Origin of the sequence: Nocardia sp. NPDC050712, from assembly GCF_040654295.1 — a bacterium.
In the GTDB taxonomy this organism is placed as follows: domain Bacteria; phylum Actinomycetota; class Actinomycetes; order Mycobacteriales; family Mycobacteriaceae; genus Nocardia.
The window spans coordinates 310,940-327,364 of record NZ_JBFAHT010000002.1 but is presented as its reverse complement, the minus strand read 5'-3'; the positions used below and the strand labels follow the sequence as shown (position 1 = coordinate 327,364).

At 69.4% G+C, this 16,425-nt stretch carries 12 protein-coding genes; 9 read left to right on the top strand and 3 right to left on the bottom strand.

Going from position 1 to position 16,425, the window contains the following annotated elements; translation table 11 throughout:
• Positions 1-2 precede the first annotated feature (2 nt).
• Together AB0H76_RS11850 and AB0H76_RS11845 are read right to left on the bottom strand one after the other, a co-directional pair.
• Positions 3-863: an ABC transporter permease gene (locus AB0H76_RS11850; RefSeq protein WP_357321330.1), complete on the bottom strand. Its 861-nt coding sequence runs from the start codon at positions 861-863 to the stop codon at positions 3-5.
• Position 864: 1 nt separating this feature from the next.
• A complete protein-coding gene (locus AB0H76_RS11845; RefSeq protein WP_357321327.1) occupies positions 865-1,719 on the bottom strand; it encodes an ABC transporter permease in 855 nt (284 codons plus the stop codon).
• A gap of 130 nt (positions 1,720-1,849) precedes the next feature.
• Between AB0H76_RS11845 and AB0H76_RS11840 the strand changes: the two genes are divergently transcribed.
• The 7 genes from AB0H76_RS11840 to AB0H76_RS11810 all read left to right on the top strand — a co-directional run bounded on the left by AB0H76_RS11840 (position 1,850) and on the right by AB0H76_RS11810 (position 13,706).
• Complete coding sequence (locus tag AB0H76_RS11840) at positions 1,850-2,536, top strand: TetR/AcrR family transcriptional regulator (RefSeq protein ID WP_357321324.1); 687 nt, start codon at positions 1,850-1,852, stop codon at positions 2,534-2,536.
• A gap of 113 nt (positions 2,537-2,649) precedes the next feature.
• Positions 2,650-3,177, top strand: a complete 528-nt coding sequence (locus tag AB0H76_RS11835) for an RICIN domain-containing protein (protein WP_357321322.1) — start codon at positions 2,650-2,652, stop codon at positions 3,175-3,177.
• A gap of 111 nt (positions 3,178-3,288) precedes the next feature.
• Complete coding sequence (locus tag AB0H76_RS11830; protein ID WP_357321319.1) at positions 3,289-3,777, top strand: DNA starvation/stationary phase protection protein; 489 nt, start codon at positions 3,289-3,291, stop codon at positions 3,775-3,777.
• Between the two features lie 122 nt (positions 3,778-3,899).
• Positions 3,900-10,022: an amino acid adenylation domain-containing protein gene (locus AB0H76_RS11825; RefSeq protein WP_357321316.1), complete on the top strand. Its 6,123-nt coding sequence runs from the start codon at positions 3,900-3,902 to the stop codon at positions 10,020-10,022.
• Positions 10,023-10,187: 165 nt separating this feature from the next.
• Positions 10,188-11,123, top strand: coding sequence for an arginine deiminase-related protein (locus AB0H76_RS11820; protein WP_357321313.1), 936 nt, complete (start codon positions 10,188-10,190; stop codon positions 11,121-11,123).
• A gap of 1 nt (position 11,124) precedes the next feature.
• Positions 11,125-12,360 carry a glutaminase A gene (glsA, locus tag AB0H76_RS11815; protein WP_357321310.1) on the top strand — a complete coding sequence of 412 codons (1,236 nt, stop codon included), beginning with the start codon at positions 11,125-11,127 and terminating at the stop codon, positions 12,358-12,360.
• Positions 12,361-12,428: 68 nt separating this feature from the next.
• On the top strand, positions 12,429-13,706 hold the full coding sequence (locus AB0H76_RS11810; protein WP_357326102.1) for an MFS transporter: 1,278 nt from the start codon (positions 12,429-12,431) through the stop codon (positions 13,704-13,706).
• On the opposite strand, the gene AB0H76_RS11805 is transcribed toward AB0H76_RS11810, so the two are convergent.
• Positions 13,696-13,839: a hypothetical protein gene (locus AB0H76_RS11805; RefSeq protein WP_357321307.1), complete on the bottom strand. Its 144-nt coding sequence runs from the start codon at positions 13,837-13,839 to the stop codon at positions 13,696-13,698. The two genes, AB0H76_RS11810 and AB0H76_RS11805, sit on opposite strands and share 11 nt — an antisense overlap.
• Positions 13,840-14,014: 175 nt before the next feature.
• Between AB0H76_RS11805 and AB0H76_RS11800 the strand changes: the two genes are divergently transcribed.
• A complete protein-coding gene (locus AB0H76_RS11800) occupies positions 14,015-15,058 on the top strand; it encodes a mechanosensitive ion channel domain-containing protein (protein WP_357321304.1) in 1,044 nt (347 codons plus the stop codon).
• A 60-nt stretch (positions 15,059-15,118) separates the two neighbouring features.
• Complete coding sequence (locus AB0H76_RS11795) at positions 15,119-16,414, top strand: threonine/serine exporter family protein (protein WP_357321300.1); 1,296 nt, start codon at positions 15,119-15,121, stop codon at positions 16,412-16,414.
• Positions 16,415-16,425: the final 11 nt, after the last annotated feature.

Sequence of the window (16,425 nt, the reverse complement as noted above, 5' to 3'; positions counted from 1 at the left end):
CCCTATCCGGAGATCCGGATACCGGGGTCGATGCCCCAGATCGCCATCGTCAACAGCAGATTGGTGAAGACGACCACGATGATGGTCATCTTGATCGCCCGGCCCGCCGCCGCGCCGACGCCCTCGGGACCGCCGGTGGCGACATAGCCGTAGTAGGACTGGACGAACGTCGCGATCATGACGAAGACCAGCACCTTGATCACCGAGTAGGCGATGTCCACCGGGTTCATGAACTGGTGGAAGTAATGGTCGTACGTGCCCGCGGTGGTGCCGCCCAGCAGGATCACCGACAGTTTCGTCGTCACATAGGCCGTGGCCAGCCCGACGCTGTAGAGCGGCAGAATCGCGATGACGGCGGCCAGCATCCGGGTGGTCACCAGGTAGGGCAGCGGCCGGATCGCGATGGATTCCAGGGCGTCGATCTCCTCGGAGATGCGCATCGAGCCCAGTTGCGCGGTGAACCGGCAGCCGGCCTGCGCCGCGAACGCCAAAGTCGCCAGTAGCGGCGCGAGTTCGCGGGTGGTGGCGAAGCCCGAGATCGCTCCGGTCAGTGGGCTCATGGTGAGCAGGCCCAGGGCCGTATGGGATTCCATGCCCACGGTGATGCCGCCGAAGCCGCACAGGATCAGCACCACGCCGACGGTGCCGCCGCCGACCACGAGCGAACCATTGCCCCAGGTGACGTCGGTGACCAAGCGCAGCAGTTCTTTTCGGTAGTGCCGCAGCACGAAGGGGATCGCGGCCACGGCTTGGACGAACATCACCGCCTGATGCCCGAGGCGCACTTGGCCGCGCGCCGGTCCCTGCGCCAGTGCGCGCAGCCGCCAGGCCGGACGCAGCAGCGGCGGAACGTAATTCGCCATCTCAGAGCACTTTCGTAGGGAACAGGGTGTTGTAGAGCTGGGTCACGATGATGTTGGTGGCGAAGAGCACGATGGCGGAGTTGACCACCGCCGAGTTCACCGCGTTCGCGACGCCGGCCGGACCACCCTTGGCGTTCAGCCCGGTGTCACAGGCGATCACGGCTGCCAGCGCGCCGAAGATCATCGCCTTCACCAGGGCGACGACCAGGTCCGTGGCGACCGCGAACGAGGCGAAGGTGCTGATATACGAACCGGGCGTGCCGGATTGGATGTAGACGTTGAACACGTAGCCGGTGGCGAAACCGACGAAGACCACGAAGCCGCACAGCAGCGTGCTCACCAGCATCGCCGCGGCCAGCCGTGGCGCGACCAGCCGGCGGACCGGGTCCACCCCCATGACCCGCATGGCGTCGATCTCTTCGCGAATGGTGCGCGAACCCAGGTCGGCGCACAGCGCCGAGCCCACCGCGCCCGCGATCATCAGGGAGGTCACCAGCGGTGCGCCCTGCCGGATGATGCCCAGACCGTTCACCGCGCCGATGAAGGTCGTCGCGCCGACCTGGCTGACCAGCGAACCCACCTGGATGGAGACCACCACCGCGATCGGGACGGCCACCAGCAGGGTCGGGATCGCGGACACGTTGGCCATGAACGCGCACTGCTTGATGAACTCGCGCGTCGGAAACCGCCGCTGCACAAGGGAAAGCACCAGTCCCGCCACCGCGCGCCCGGTCATCAGGACCTGCCGGCCGGCCGTCTCCACCGAGCGCTGTGGATGGTCGCGCCAGTATTCGCGGCCGAACTCGACGATGCGATCCCGATCGGACCCTTCGGTGCCATTCGCTCTGATGGCCATGCGCCCCCGCCAAGTAATGGAACAATAACTACGTTGGCGTAGAACTGCTTTTCTACGCCTGCGTAGTTTGGTGGCTCAGACAGTAGCAGCCGCCCTGCGGGCTTACCAGCCCTCGAGGGATGATTTCCGTGTGAGCGTGGAGAAGAAGGCCTCGGGTGTCTGGCAGATCGTGCCGCCGCGGCCCGGGCCCCGGCGCCGCAATGCCCCGCGCCTGCCACCCGACCAGCGCCGTGCGCAACTCCTCGACGCCGCGCTGCGCGTGCTGGCCCGCGACGGGTTGCCCCGGCTGACGATGCAGGCCGTCGCGAAGGAAGCCGGCGTCGCCAAACCCGTGCTCTACGCGCTCTACCCGACCGCGGCGGAACTCGTTGCGGCACTGCTGCATCGAGAGCACACCCGCGGAATGCACCAGGTGCTCGCCACGCTGCCCGAGGACTTGAGCAGCAGCGACCCGGACGAGGAGTACACCCGGGCCACCCTCGGTTTCCTCGCCGCGGTCGCCAGCGACCCGCTGCGCTGGCGGCTGATCCTCATGCCCAGCGACGGCGCTCCCGCCGAGTATCGCGAGCTACTGGCCACCGCCCGCGACGGGCTGGTCGAACGCTGCCGCGACCTGCTGACCGCGGGCATCCAGTTGCGCGGCGGCCCGGTCGACGCGGACGTCGAATTGATCGCCTCGGTAATGGTCGGATTCACCGAGGTCCTGGGCCGGCTCGTCCTGTCCGATCCCGAGCGCTACACCCCCGAGCGCCTCCGGCCCACCGTGCGCTCCCTGCTGCGGACGCTGCCTCGCGGCGATAACCCCTCCCCGGGTTGATTTCCGCACCCCCCGGCGGCCGGACCGCCGCCCCAGGGTGCCTTCTGGGCCAGGTGATTGTGCTCGAACCTTGAGGTACAGGCGAAAGCACCCTCCCCCAGAAAGATCCGAACTTGACGCACTACACCAGCCGCGCGGCAGCAGGACTGTTCATCGGCACCCTGACCGCCGCCGCGATCGTCGCCGTGCCCGCCACGGCGCATGCCGAGCAGGCGGACGACGTCGTCACCCTGCAGCAGGTTTCCAGTGGCCGCTACCTCGACGCCTGGGCCGACGGCACCCACGACTACAACGTGGTCACCCGGCCCAAGCAGGGCGATCCCAGCCAGCAGTGGCGGATCAACTGGGACGACAGCGGCACCGGAACCGGAACCATCCAGCAGGTCAGCAGCCACCGCTACCTCGACGCCCACGAAATCGACTCCCTGGACTACCACCTGGTCACCCGCCCGGCCCAGAACAACCCCACCCAGCTCTGGCACATCCAATCCCTCGGCGGCGGCAAGTACACGATCCAGCAGGCCTCCAACAACCGCTACGTCGACGCCCACGAGATCGCCGACAAGGACTACGGCGTCGTGAGCCGCCCGGCCCAGAACAACCCGACCCAGCAATTCATCCTGGTCGTCGTCGGGCACTGAGTCCGCCGGTCCACCGCAGCGAGATGTGATCAAGCCGACCCTGCTCGGGGATTTTCCGACGCTAAACTGGAGTTGTTCCAGAAAAGGTCATCCCTAGAGAAGGAGCACATCATGACTGCAACGCTGTCCAAGAGGGCCATCTCCGGGACGCTCGGCAAGGCCGAGACCAAGGTGGTCGGCGTCGTCCTACAGGAAGCGCTCACCGATCTCATCGACTTGACCCTCACGGCGAAGCAAGCCCATTGGAACGTGGTCGGCCCGCAGTTCCGCTCGGTGCACCTGCAGCTGGACGAGCTCGTGGCCAGTGGTCGGGAGTTCTCCGACGCGGTCGCCGAACGCGCTGCCGCGCTGGGCATTTCGCCCGACGGGCGCTCGGGCACGGTCGCCGAGTCCGCGACGGCGTTCCCCGAGGGCTACCTGGCCGACAGTGAGGTCGTCGCGCTGATCGTGGCTCGACTGCACGCGTCGGTCCAGCAATTGCGCAAGCATGTGCAGGCCACCGAGACCGCCGACCCGGTCACCCAGGACCTGCTCATCGGCATCACCGCCAAGCTCGAAGAGCATCACTGGATGTTCCAGGCGCAGACAGCGCTGAGCTGAACGGCGGCGGTGTGCGCCGAATTACACACCGGCACAGCAGGTCATCAGGAAATTAGCTGATCTGTTGCCCTGATAGAGTTGCGGGCGATATCTACGGATCGAAACTCTAAGGATCACAGCCGGTGACAGCCGAAATGCTCGCGTTCCGCCATGCCCGCAGGGCGCGGCATGGCAAAACGCGGGTGCGCACGCTGCCACAGCTGCTGGAGACGGCGATCGGGCTGGATCCGGGGGCCTGCGCTATCCGGTTTGCCGGTCAGGAGCTGACCTACGCGGAACTGGGCGCGCGGTCGGCCCGGCTGGCCCGGGTCCTGATCGAGCGCGGCGTGGGGCCGGGCGATCGGGTGGTGCTGGCGCTGCCCCGGTCGATCGATTCCGTGGTCGCGGTGTGGGCCGTGGCGCAGACGGGTGCGGCCTTCGTCCCGGTGGATCCGCACTACCCCGCGGAGCGGGTGGCGCACATGATCGATGACTCCGGAGCCGCGTTCGGGCTGACCGTGTCGACGGTTCGACCGGGCCTGAGCGCGGATCTGGATTGGCTGGAGATCGATACCGCAGAGTGCGCCGCCGCGCTCGAACAGGCCTCGGCCGAGCCGGTGCACTTCGACGAGCGCACGCGACGCCTGCACGGCGCGGATATCGCCTATGTGATCTACACCTCCGGGTCGACCGGACTGCCGAAGGGCGTGGCCGTCACGCACGCGGGCCTATCCGGCTTGTGCGCCGAGCAGACCCGGCGGTTCGGGGTGACCGCGGCGGCGCGGACCTTGCATTTCGCCTCCCCCAGCTTCGACGCGTCGATCTTGGAGCTGCTGCTCGCGGTCGGGGCCGGCGCGACGATGGTCGTCGTCCCGCCCGATATCTACGGTGGCGACGAACTGGCAGAGCTGCTGTGGGGCGAGCGGGTGACGCACGCGTTCATCACTCCGGCGGCGCTGGCGGGTCTCCCGGAGACCGTCCTGCCCGCACTGCGTGCGCTGATCGTCGGGGGCGAGGCGTGCCCGGCGGAGTTGGTGGCGCGCTGGGCGCCCGGTCGCGCCTTCTTCAATCTGTACGGGCCGACCGAGACCACGGTGGCGGCCACGATCAGCGGCGCGTTGCGTCCGGGCGACCTGGTCACCATCGGCCGGCCCGTCGCCGGGATCGTCGCGCTCGTGCTCGATGCCCGGCTGTCGCGCGTGCCGGATCGGGTGGCGGGTGAATTGTATTTGGCCGGACCGGGTCTGGCGCGCGGCTACCACGAGCGCGCCGGGCTGACCGCGACGCGATTCGTCGCTCATCCGGACGGTAACGGCGAACGGGTCTATCGCACAGGCGATTTGGTGCGGTGGGTGAGCGGCACCGACGGCACGCCACAGTTGGAGTACCTGGGACGCACCGACGCGCAGGTCAAGATTCGCGGGTTCCGGATCGAGCCCGGCGAGATCGACGCGGCGCTGACCAGCGCGGATTCGGTCGCGTTCGCCACCACGGTGGTGCGACGGCTGCCCAGCGGAGTGGACGCACTCGTGTCCTATGTCGTGCCCGCACCGGGTTCGGAGTTCGACGCCGCGGCGGTGCGCGAGCACGCGCGGCGGCTGCTGCCCCGGCACGCGGTGCCCGCGGCGGTCATGGCGATCGAGGCCATTCCGATGACGCCGGTGGGCAAGCTCGACCACCAGGCGCTGCCGGCGCCGGAACTCACCGCGCGGGCCTATCGAGAGCCACTGACAGCTAACGAGTTACGGGTGGCCGCGATCTTCGCGGATCTGCTCGGCGTCGACGCCGTGAGCGCCGAGGACGACTTCTTCGAGCTGGGCGGCAATTCGCTGCTGGCGACGCAGGTGGCGGGACGATTGCGTGCCGCACTCGAGATTCGGGTCCCGGCGCGGGCCGTCTTCGAACATTCCACCGTCGTGGAGCTGGCAGCGGCGGTGGACGACCTCGTCGCTACGGCCCCGCGGCAGCTGCCGTTGACCGCGCGGCCACGCGGCACGCACGTGCCGCTCTCACTGGCGCAGCAGCGGATGTGGTTCCTCGCGCGCTTGGATCCGGCCTCTGGCGCGCACAATATCCCCGTGGCACTGCGCCTTTCCGGCAGTCTGTGCACCGATGCCCTCGCTGCGGCCATGCGCGACGTGCTGGAACGACACGAAGTGCTGCGCACGATCTATCCGGAGCACGACGGGGACGGGTATCAGCACATCCTGCCCGCCGAGCAGGTGCGGGTGGATCTGTCCCCGGTCGCGACGACGGACACCGCGCTGCACCCGAACCTGACCGAGTTCCTGAGCGCGGGATTCGACGTGACCGCGGAGGTTCCGTTGCGGGCCCGGCTGTTCCGGCTCGCCGACGACGAGTTCGTGCTCGCCCTGGTCCTGCATCACCTCGCCGCCGACGGATCCTCGCTGGCGCCGTTGACCCGCGATCTGATGACCGCCTATCACGCCCGCACCCAGGACCGGGCCCCGGAGTGGACGCCACTGCCGGTGCAGTACGCCGATTTCGCACTCTGGCAGCGCGAAACACTCGGTCTGGCCGCCGATCCGGAGTCGCCGCTGAGCAAGCAGCTGAGGCACTGGCGCGACACGCTCGCGGGATTGCCCGCCGTGCTCGACCTGCCGGCCGATCGGCCGCGCCCGCCGGTGGCGAGCAATCGCGGTGCGGCCCAGGGTTTTCACCTCGACGCCGACCTGCACCGCGCTCTCGAGGAGTTCGCCAGGGATCGCGACGCGACCCTGTTCATGGTGGTGCACGCGGCGCTGGCCCTGCTGCTGGCGCGACTGTCGGGCACCGAGGATATCGCGATCGGGACCCCGGTGGCCGGCCGCGGCGAGCAGGAGCTGGACGATCTGGTCGGCATGTTCGTCAACACGCTCGTCTTGCGCACGCGCACTCCGGGTTCGGCGAGTTTCGCGCAGCTGGTCGACCGGGTGCGCGACGCCGATCTGGACGCGTTCGCGCACGCCGATATTCCGTTCGAGCGGCTGGTCGCCGAACTGGACCCGCCGCGCAGCCAGGCCCATCATCCACTGTTCCAGGTGGCGTTGGCATTCCAGAATTTCCAGAGCCAGGCGCTGCGACTGCCGGAGCTGACCATCGCGCCGATCGACCTCGGTGCCGCGGTCAGCCCGGTCGATCTGCAATTGACCGTGGTGCCGCACCAGGATTCCGCGGGGCTGCACTGTTCCTGGCGGTACGCGACGGATCTCTTCGATCCGGCGACCGTCGAGGACCTGAGCCGGCGACTGATCACCCTGTTGCGCGCGGCCGTGGCCGAACCGCAGCGGCCCGTCGGGGACCTGCCCCTCCTCGACCGGTCCGAGCAAGCCGCGCAAGCGCTTTCGGCGACCGGGCCACAGCATCGAGTGCCGAACCGGCTACTGCTCGACAGGTTCGCCGCGCACGCCCGGCGCTCCCCCACCGCACCTGCGGTGACCTGTGGTGCCGAATCGCTGACCTACGGGGAGCTGGCCGCGCGGGTCAACCGCCTGGCCCGCAAGCTGGTCACGCTGGGTGTGGGTCCCGGCACGACCGTCGGCCTCGCGACCGCCCCGGCGCTGGATTCGATGATCGGCATGTACGCGATCGTGCAAGCCGGTGGTGCGTACGTGCCGATCGACCCGAGCCAGCCGGCCGCGCGCATCGCCGACATTCTCGGCACCGCGGACCCGCTGTGCGTCCTGACCTCCGATGCCGGGGTCGAGATCCCGGGCCGGGTGCTCCGGATCGACGATTCGGCTGCGCTGTCGCATTTTTCGGATACGCCGCTGACCGACGCGGATCGAGTGCGGCCACTGCGCGAGCAGGATCTCGCCTACGTGATCTTCACGTCCGGCTCGACGGGCCGCCCCAAGGGTGTCGGCGTCCCGCACTCGGCGATCGTGAACCAGATCTCCTTCTTCACCGCCGAATACCGGCTCGCCGCGATCGATACCTTCCTCCAGTCGGTGCCGTTCACCTTCGACGCGTCGCTGATCGGTTCGGCCGCGCCGCTCAGCGCGGGCGCGCACCTGGTGATCGCCACCGCCGAGGAACGCGCGGATCCCGATCGGCTGGCTCGGCTGATCGCCCGGTATCGGATCACGGTGACGGCGTCCGTGCCGTCGCTGCTCGAAGTTATGCTGGATTCGGCTCCGCCGCAGTCGCTCTCGTCGCTGCGCGCGGTCTGGGTGGGCGGCGAGCCGCTGTCCGCCGCGACGATCGCGCGATTCACCGCCGCCTGCCCGGGCCGGTTGCACAACCTCTACGGGCCGACGGAGACCACGGTCTCCATTACCGGCGCGGAGGTGACCGAGACCGGTGGTCCCGTGCCGATCGGACATCCGCACTGGAACTGCCGGGCCTACGTGCTCGACGCGCGCCTGCATCCGGTTCCGACCGGTACGCCGGGCGAACTGTATCTGTCCGGCGCGCAGCTGGCACAGGGCTACCTGGGCCGAACCGGACGCACCGCAGAGCGTTTCGTCGCCGATCCGTCCGGACCGGCGGGTGCGCGGATGTATCGCACCGGTGATCTGGTGCGCCGCAACCGCACCGGCGCTCTGGAATACCTCGGCCGGACCGATGTGCAGCTGAAGCTGCGCGGCCTCCGGATCGAACCCGGTGAGATCGAGGCCGCCCTGCGCGGGCAGGTCGGCGTCACGGGTGCGGCTGTCACCGTGCGGCGTGCGCAGTTGATCGGGTACGTGAGCGTCGCCGATGCCGCGGTCGATACCGGCGCGATCCTGGCAGCGCTGCGAAAGCGGCTGCCGGACTACATGGTTCCGGCGCAGCTCGTGGTCGTGGCGGAGTTCCCGCTCGGTCCGACCGGCAAGCTGGACCGCGCCGCGCTGCCGGATCCGCCACTCGTGACCCGCGCCTACCGCGCGCCGAGCACCGGCGACGAGCAGACCGTGGCCGAGGTCTTCGCCACCGTGCTCGGCGTCGACCGGGTCGGCCGCGACGACGACTTCTTCACCCTCGGCGGCACTTCGCTGTCGGCGGTCCGGGTGCGCACCGCGCTGGCCGAACGCCTCGGGGTCGAAGTTCCGTTGCGCCACTTGTTCACTCACCCCCGGGTCGATCAGCTCGCGACCGCGGTGCGCCAGGGCACGACCGCGACGGCCGAGCTCGACCCGCTCGCCGACACGGTGCTGGACCCGTCGATCACCATTCTCGATCGCACTCCCCCCGAAGCCACGGCACCCGAGGCCATCCTGCTCACCGGCGCGACCGGATTCCTCGGCGCGTTCCTGCTGCGCGAGCTGCTCACCGAGACTCGCGCCACGATCTACTGCCTGGTCCGGGCGAGCGATGACACCGCGGCCCGCGCGCGCGTCCTGGCCGCCGCCGCGCGGTATCGCGTCGACCTCTCCGGGCTGGAAGCCCGAATCGTCGCCGTCCCAGGCGATCTCGCGCACCCCCGGCTCGGGCTCACCGCGCAACGCTTCGGCGAGCTCGCCGAGGGCATCGACGAGATCTATCACAACGGGGCGCTCGTCAACCATCTCGAACCGTACGACCGCATGCGCGCCGCGAATGTCGGCGGCACCACCGAGGTCTTGCGGCTGGCCACCACGGACCGGATCAAGCCGGTCCACTACGTCTCGACCAGTTCCGCCCCGCCCACCGGCGACCTGCCCGCCGGTCTGCCCGGCTACGTCCTGACGAAATGGGTCGCCGAGCAGCTCGTCCGCGCCGGTGCGGAGCGCGGCATTCCCGCCACGATCTACCGCCCCGGGCTGATCACCGGCGACTCGCGCACCGGCGCGGCCGGAACCGACGACGCCTGGTGGACGATGCTGCGGTCCATGCTGGTCCTCGGCCTGGCTCCCGACCTCGCCGCCGGGGAGATCACCATGCTGCCCGTCGATCATGTCGCCGCGGCGATCGTGGGCTCTGCCCGGCGGCCGCACGCCCCGGCGCTGGACGTGTCCGCGGCGACCGCGCTGCCGCTGCGAGCGATCGTGGACGAGGCGCGCCGGCGCGGGTATCGCCTGGACCTGGTCGAGCCCGAACGCTTCCCCGAGGCGCTCACCGCCGCCGCCGAGGAGCGGGTCGGCTCCGAGGACGAATCGCTCTCCCGCGCAGCCGCTTTGAGTACCAACTACGCCGCGGAGCAGCAGGCCACCGACGACATCGCACCCGCGCCGGTCGTGCGCCTCCCCGTGCTGCAGGTCCCCGGCGTGGACGCCGCGGTGCTCACCCGCTATTTCGACTTCTTCATCGAGACCGGATTCTTTCCACCCAGCGCGGACCGCGACGATAACGATCAGCCCCGATGAGGTTGCTAAATGATCGCTCTTCACCGAACGATCGATAACGACATTCGGCAGACCTGCCGGTAGATGGACGAATCCCGCCATTGGTCACCGCGAACACCAGTGGAAATACCTCGAGGCAGCACACTAAGGTCGCATCTCATGCTCGCCGACAAGGTATCGATACGTGTGGACAGCGAGTTTGCTCCGCTGCGCACCGTCGTGGTCTCGCAGAGCGAGTTCCGGGCACCGGACAGCGCGGATATTCTCGGGCACTCGATGCCGGTGGAGCCCAGCGCCGTGGAAATCCTGGAGGCGGTGTGGGGCAAGGACTTCGGCGCGGTCTATCCCGCTAGGCAGAAAGCGTGGGAGGCCGAGCGCGACGCGCTCGCGGCGGTGCTGCGCCGTCACGGTGTGGAGGTGTTGCGGCCGCGGCTGTTCACCGACGACGAGAAAGCCGCGACGGGGGCGACCGGTTATGCCAATTTCTTTGTGCGCGACCCGTGGTTCACCGTCGGCGACCACGTCATCGAAGGGGTGCTGCAATTCCCCCATCGCCGCATAGAGGTGCTTCCCAGCCGGGAATTGCTGCTCGACCGGGTAATGCCGTCCGCGGCGCGATACGTCTCTCTGCCGCAGCCGGGAATCGCGGGTCCCTTTCTCGAGGGCGGCGATGTGCTGGTGCTGGGCACACAGGTCATGGTCGGCTGTTCGGGCATGGCGACCGACGAACTCGGCCATCGCTGGCTCGCGAAGTATCTCGAGCCATTCGGATTCACCGTGACGCCCGTCCGGCTGCCCGCGCACGTCCTGCACCTGGACTGCGCCCTCGGCCTGGTGCGCGACGGGCTGCTGATCGCCTGCCGGGACCGGCTGCCCGACGGACTGCCCGAACCGCTGCGCGGCTGGGAGGTCATCGAGGTGAGCGAAGCGGAAGCGGCGGCGATGGCCACCAACGGCTTGCCGATCGACTCGGACACCTACCTCACGGACCCGGAGTTCAGCCGGGTCGGCGCGGAATTGCAGGACCGCGGCGTCACCGTCGAGTACCTCGACCTCTCGGTGTCGCGACTATTCGGCGGCGCGTTCCGCTGCTCGACCCAGCCGCTGCTGCGGGCGAACTGACATGGACGATCCCGTCACCACCTCGCTGACCAACCTGCTGCACCGCCTGGCCCCGGATCGCTCCGGCGCGGTCGCCGACTACATTCCCGAGCTCGCGTCCGTCGACCCGGACGCCCTGGGCGCGGCGATGGTCAGCGTGCACGGCGACATCTATCACGCGGGCGACGGCGAGAAGGAATTCACGATCCAATCGGTGTCCAAGCCGTTCGTCTACGCGCTGGCCCTGAGCGATCTCGGGTTGGAAGCGGTCACCGAGCACGTCGGCTTCGAGCCCAGCGGTGAACCGTTCAACGCCATCAGCCTCGAGGCGGATACCGGTCGCCCGGCCAACCCGCTGATCAACGCGGGCGCCATCGTCACCACCGCGCTCGTCGCCGGGACGGATCGCGCGGACAAGTTCGCGCGCATCCACGCCACCCTCTCGGCCTTCGCCGGCCGGAATCTCGAACTGGACGAAGCGGTCTACAAGTCCGAGAGCGCGACCGGTGACCGCAACCGCGCCCTGGCCTATCTCACACTGTCCCAGGGTGTGCTGGCCGGGCCGGTCGAGGACGTCACCGACACCTACTTCCGGCAGTGCGCGCTGCGGGTGACCGCCGTCGACCTGGCCGTCATGGCCGCCACCTTGGCCAACGGCGGCGTCAATCCGGTCACCAAGCGGCAGGTGATCGACGCCGAGATCGCGCGCATCGCGCTGTCGGTGATGGCGACCTGCGGCATGTACGACTTCAGCGGGGAGTGGATGGTCGAGGTCGGCCTGCCCGCCAAGAGCGGGGTCGGCGGCGGCATCGTCGCGGCGCTGCCGGGCGAGTTCGGCATCGGCGTCTTCAGTCCGCGACTGGACGCGCAGGGCAACAGCGTGCGCGGCAAGATCGCGTTGCGCACCATGTCCGAGCGGTTCGGCCTGCACGTGTTCACCGCACCCACGGGGCACCGCTCGCCGATCGCCGCCTCGCGCATCCACGGGCAGGTGCTGACGGTGGAATTGCAAGGCGCGGTGGACTTCGTCAGCGCCGAGCGGATCGTGCGTCATCTGCAGGAGACGGCCGCGACCTATCCGCTGACCCGGATCGATGTGGATCTCACCCATGTCACGACCGTGCGCGCCAGCGGCTCCGACATGGTCACCGTTACCTTCGCCGACCTGCGAGCCCGTGGAATCGAGGTCCGCGCGACGAGTCCCGAGCCCGCTCCGCTGCTCGACCTGCCCGGCGCGGCCGCGACGCTCGACGACTGATGTGCCCGCACGCGAGCAGTGGCGATGACGCGGTGACCACGGAGGCGCGGAACTCCTTGCCGCGCAGGATGATGTGCCGCGGCGCGGCGGCCACCGAGCAGGGCGTGGACCTGGTCAAGCGGGCCGCCCGCGCCGACGGCGCCGAAGAATCCGGGTTGACCGCGCTGATCCGGGCGACAGTCGCGAACTTCGCGACCGATGCCGCCATCGCCGTCGCCTTGGCGAATACCTTGTTCTTCGCCAGCCCCGCGACGCAGTCCCGGGTCAACGTCGCGCTCTACCTGCTGATGACGGTGGCGCCCTTCGCCGTGATCGCGCCGGTGATCGGCCCCCTGCTGGACCGGATCCAGCGCGGACGGCGGCTGGCGCTGGCGGCCACCTTCGCGGCCCGGGTCGTGATCGTCCTCGCGCTGATCTTCGCCCTCGACAGCTGGGTGCTGTACCCGCTGGCCCTGGGCACCATGGTGCTGAGCAAGTCGTTCTCGGTGCTCAAGAGCGCGGTGACGCCGCGGGTGCTGCCACCGGGAATCGACCTGGTGCGCACCAACTCCCGGCTGACCGTGTTCGGGCTGGTAGGAGGCTCGATCCTCGCCGGCGGTGTGGCCGGGGCGGCGGCGCTGGTGTTCCATTCGGCGGGTGCGCTGGTCGTCGCGGCGGTACTGGCCGGGGCGGGCGCCGTGCTGAGCCTGCGGATTCCGGGGTGGGTCGAAGTCACCGCGGGCGAGGTGCCCACCACCTTCGGAAACGAGGGCACGCTGCGGCCGCTGAAACTGCGGCAACCGCTGGGGCGGAAGGTCATCGCGGGGTTGTGGGCCAACGGCGCGATCCGGGTGCTGACCGGGTTCCTGACCTTCTATGTGGCGTTCGTCGCCAAGGGCAGCACGGATTCCGCACTGCGGCAGGCGGTGACGCTCGCGGTCGTCGGCGCGGCCGCCGGTATCGGCAACTTCACCGGCAACGCGGTCGGCGCCCGCTCGAAACTGGGGCGCCCGCGGGCCATCATGCTCGCCTGCGCGGCGGGCTGTGTGCTGGTCGCGATCCTCGCCGCGGTGCTGGACCGCCCGCTCGGGGCGGTGCTGGCCGCCCTGGTCGCGTCCTGCTCGACGGCACTGGCCAAGGTCTCCCTCGATGCCACCATTCAGGACGATCTGCCACCCGAATCGATCGCCTCGGGGTTCGGGCGCAGCGAGACGGTCTTGCAGTTGGCCTGGGTGACGGGCGGCGCGCTGGGGGTACTGCTGCCGACCGAGTATTGGAAGGGCTTCACGGTGGTATCGGTCCTGATGGCCGTCGCGGTCGCGCGATCGATGATCGGCTTCCGCGAACCGGCCGGGGTCACACGCTGATCAGCAGCGCGGCGACGAGCACGACGAGCACGGCCCAGACGGCCAGGACGCCCCAGCCCGACCGCACGCCGCCGTAGCACTCGGCGACGCGGATCCTGTTGTGGCGCTGGGGAGTTGCGTGTGATCCCTGCATGGTTCCCTTTCCCTTCGGACGCCGGTTCTGTTCCAGTGGTAACCAAAAATCGGGTGCCGCAACAGATTCGACTGTTTCGATCTTGTGGCGATGATCACCGGTGGCAGGCGGGCGGGCCCGAAATGTAGCGTGGCGGGATAGCCATCGAGAAGCCAATGACAAGGAGTTGAACGCCTTGGAGGAGGTACTACGCCCGCTGATCGTGTTCGGCGGCACCCTCGCGCTCACCATCGTCGCAGGTCTACTGGTCGATCGGTTCCTGCGCTACCGCGCGGAACGGCAACCACCCCGGCGGCTGGCCGGCCTGCTGCGCCGCACCCAGCTACCGTTGCAGGCCCTGCTGGCAACCACCGCACTGCATTTCACCTATCCCCTCGCCGAGTTGCACCTGCGCCAGGACGACATGATCCGCAACGCGCTGGCCGCCATGGCGATCATGGCCGCCGCCTGGCTCACCATGCGCGCGGTCGACGCGGTCGCGGAGAACACCCTGGAGCAGTACGCCGGCCGCACCACCGACACCGCCCGGGTGCGGCGGCTGCGCACCCAGCTCACGCTGGTCCGCCGGATCGTGACCACGGTGCTCACAGTGACGACCGCGGCGGTGGCGATCCTGCTGCTGTTCCCCAGCCTGCGGACCCTGGGCACCTCGCTGCTGGCCTCGGCGGGCGTCATCGGCATCATCGCCGGTGTGGCCGCGCAGTCGACGCTCGGCAACCTCGTGGCGGGTCTGCAGATCGCCTTCGGTGACTCGGTGAAGATCGGCGACACGGTCGTGGTCGAAGGCGAATGGGGAACCGTCGAGGAGATCACCCTGGCCTTCCTCACCGTGCGGGTCTGGGACGACCGCCGCCTCACCATGCCCGTCTCCTACTTCAACAGTCAGCCGTACGAGAACTGGTCCCGGGGCGGGCCGCAGATCACCGGCACCGTGTACCTGTATCTGGATCACAGCGCCCCGATCGCGCGGCTGCGCGAGCATCTCTACGACTACCTGGGCAGCCGCGAGGATTGGGACGGCCGCAACTGGAATCTGCTGGTCACCGACAGCACACCCACCGGCCTCGTGATCCGGGCCTCGATGTCGGCGCGCAACGCCGATGACGTGTGGACCCTGCGGTGCGCGGTCCGCGAGGAGCTGCTGCGCTGGCTGCGCGACCGGCATCCCTACGCGCTGCCGAAGATTCCGACCGCGGCGGCGCCGGCCCTGGCCGACTGAGCTCGCGGACACGCGCCCACGACGGCCCGGGTCCGCGCACCGCCGCCTTACATTGGCATCGTGACCGATACTCAGGCGGACATCCAGCGGATATGGGTCGCACTGGATTTCCTCGCCGGACTCGCTGTCGCCATGCTGGAGTCGGGGTACGCCACCGATTCGATGCACCAGACGGTCACCGCCTGCGCGGCCGCGATCGGTGTACACCCGGTCACCGTCGCCGGAACCGGGCGCACGATCACCGTCGAATACGTCTTCGGCGACCGCTCGGCCGCCACCCGCACCGGCGTCGCCTCGACGCTGGACAGTGTCGACTGCGACCGGATGAAGCGGTTGAAGAATCTCGCGCGAGCGGTCGCCGCCGAAGGCTTGGATCCCGAGATCGCGCTGGTCCGGCTGGCGGCCGCCGATCGCGGGCCGCAGCCGTGGCCGTGGTGGATCGCGCCGTTCGGCGGCGCGCTGCTGGCGTTGTGCATCGCCGTGCAGGTGGGCGGATCCGGGGCCGCGGCGCTGATCGCGGCGTTCGTTCTGGTGCCGGTGTGGGCGCTCGGGCACGGATTGACCGTGCTCACCGTGCCCCGCCTCTACGGCGCGGCCGTGCAGACCGTGCTCGCGGCCGGGCTCAGCGGGATGGCGCACATGTCGGGCCTGGTGACCGTCAGCGAGGCCGCGATCGCGATCGCGACGGTGTGGGTGCTGCTGGTGCCGATGCCGCAGTTGGTGTCCATGTCCATCGACGCGATCAGCTCCGACACCGTCACCGCCACCGCGCGCGCCGCCTCGAGCCTGCTCGCCGTCGCCGGGATCACCCTCGGCGGCGCGTTGGTGGTGACCATCGTGCAGAACAGCGCGCTCACCCCGGTCGATCCTCGGCTGCCGGTGCTGCCGATCTGGCTGGCCCTGATCTTCTCCATCCTCGGCGCCCTCGGCAACGCCGTATTCAACGGCGGCGGTCGCGATCTGCTCGCGCCCGCCGCGGCGGCCGGTCTGCTCGCCGCGGCCGTCAACCAGACGCTGATCCACGTGGTGCACCTGTCGCCGGACTGGTCCGGCCCGTTCTCCGCCATCGTGCTCGGTTTCGTCGCCGCGGCCAGCGCCGAACGGCTGCGGGTCCCGATGTCGGCCCTGATCCTGGTCGGCATCACCGGTGCGCTACTTCCGGGCCTGGTGCTCTATCAGGGGCTGGTCATCGAACTGTTCCACAGCTCCGGCGTCGGCTACTGCGTGCGCGCCTTCACCATCTGCGTCGGCCTCGGCGTCGGCGCCGCCCTCGGCGTGCTCCTGTTCTTTCTGACCAGGCAGCGGCCGTGGCGCAAGGTCGGTCACGCGCGCGGGCCCGACACGCCTCCGCGGTAACCGGAGTGAGG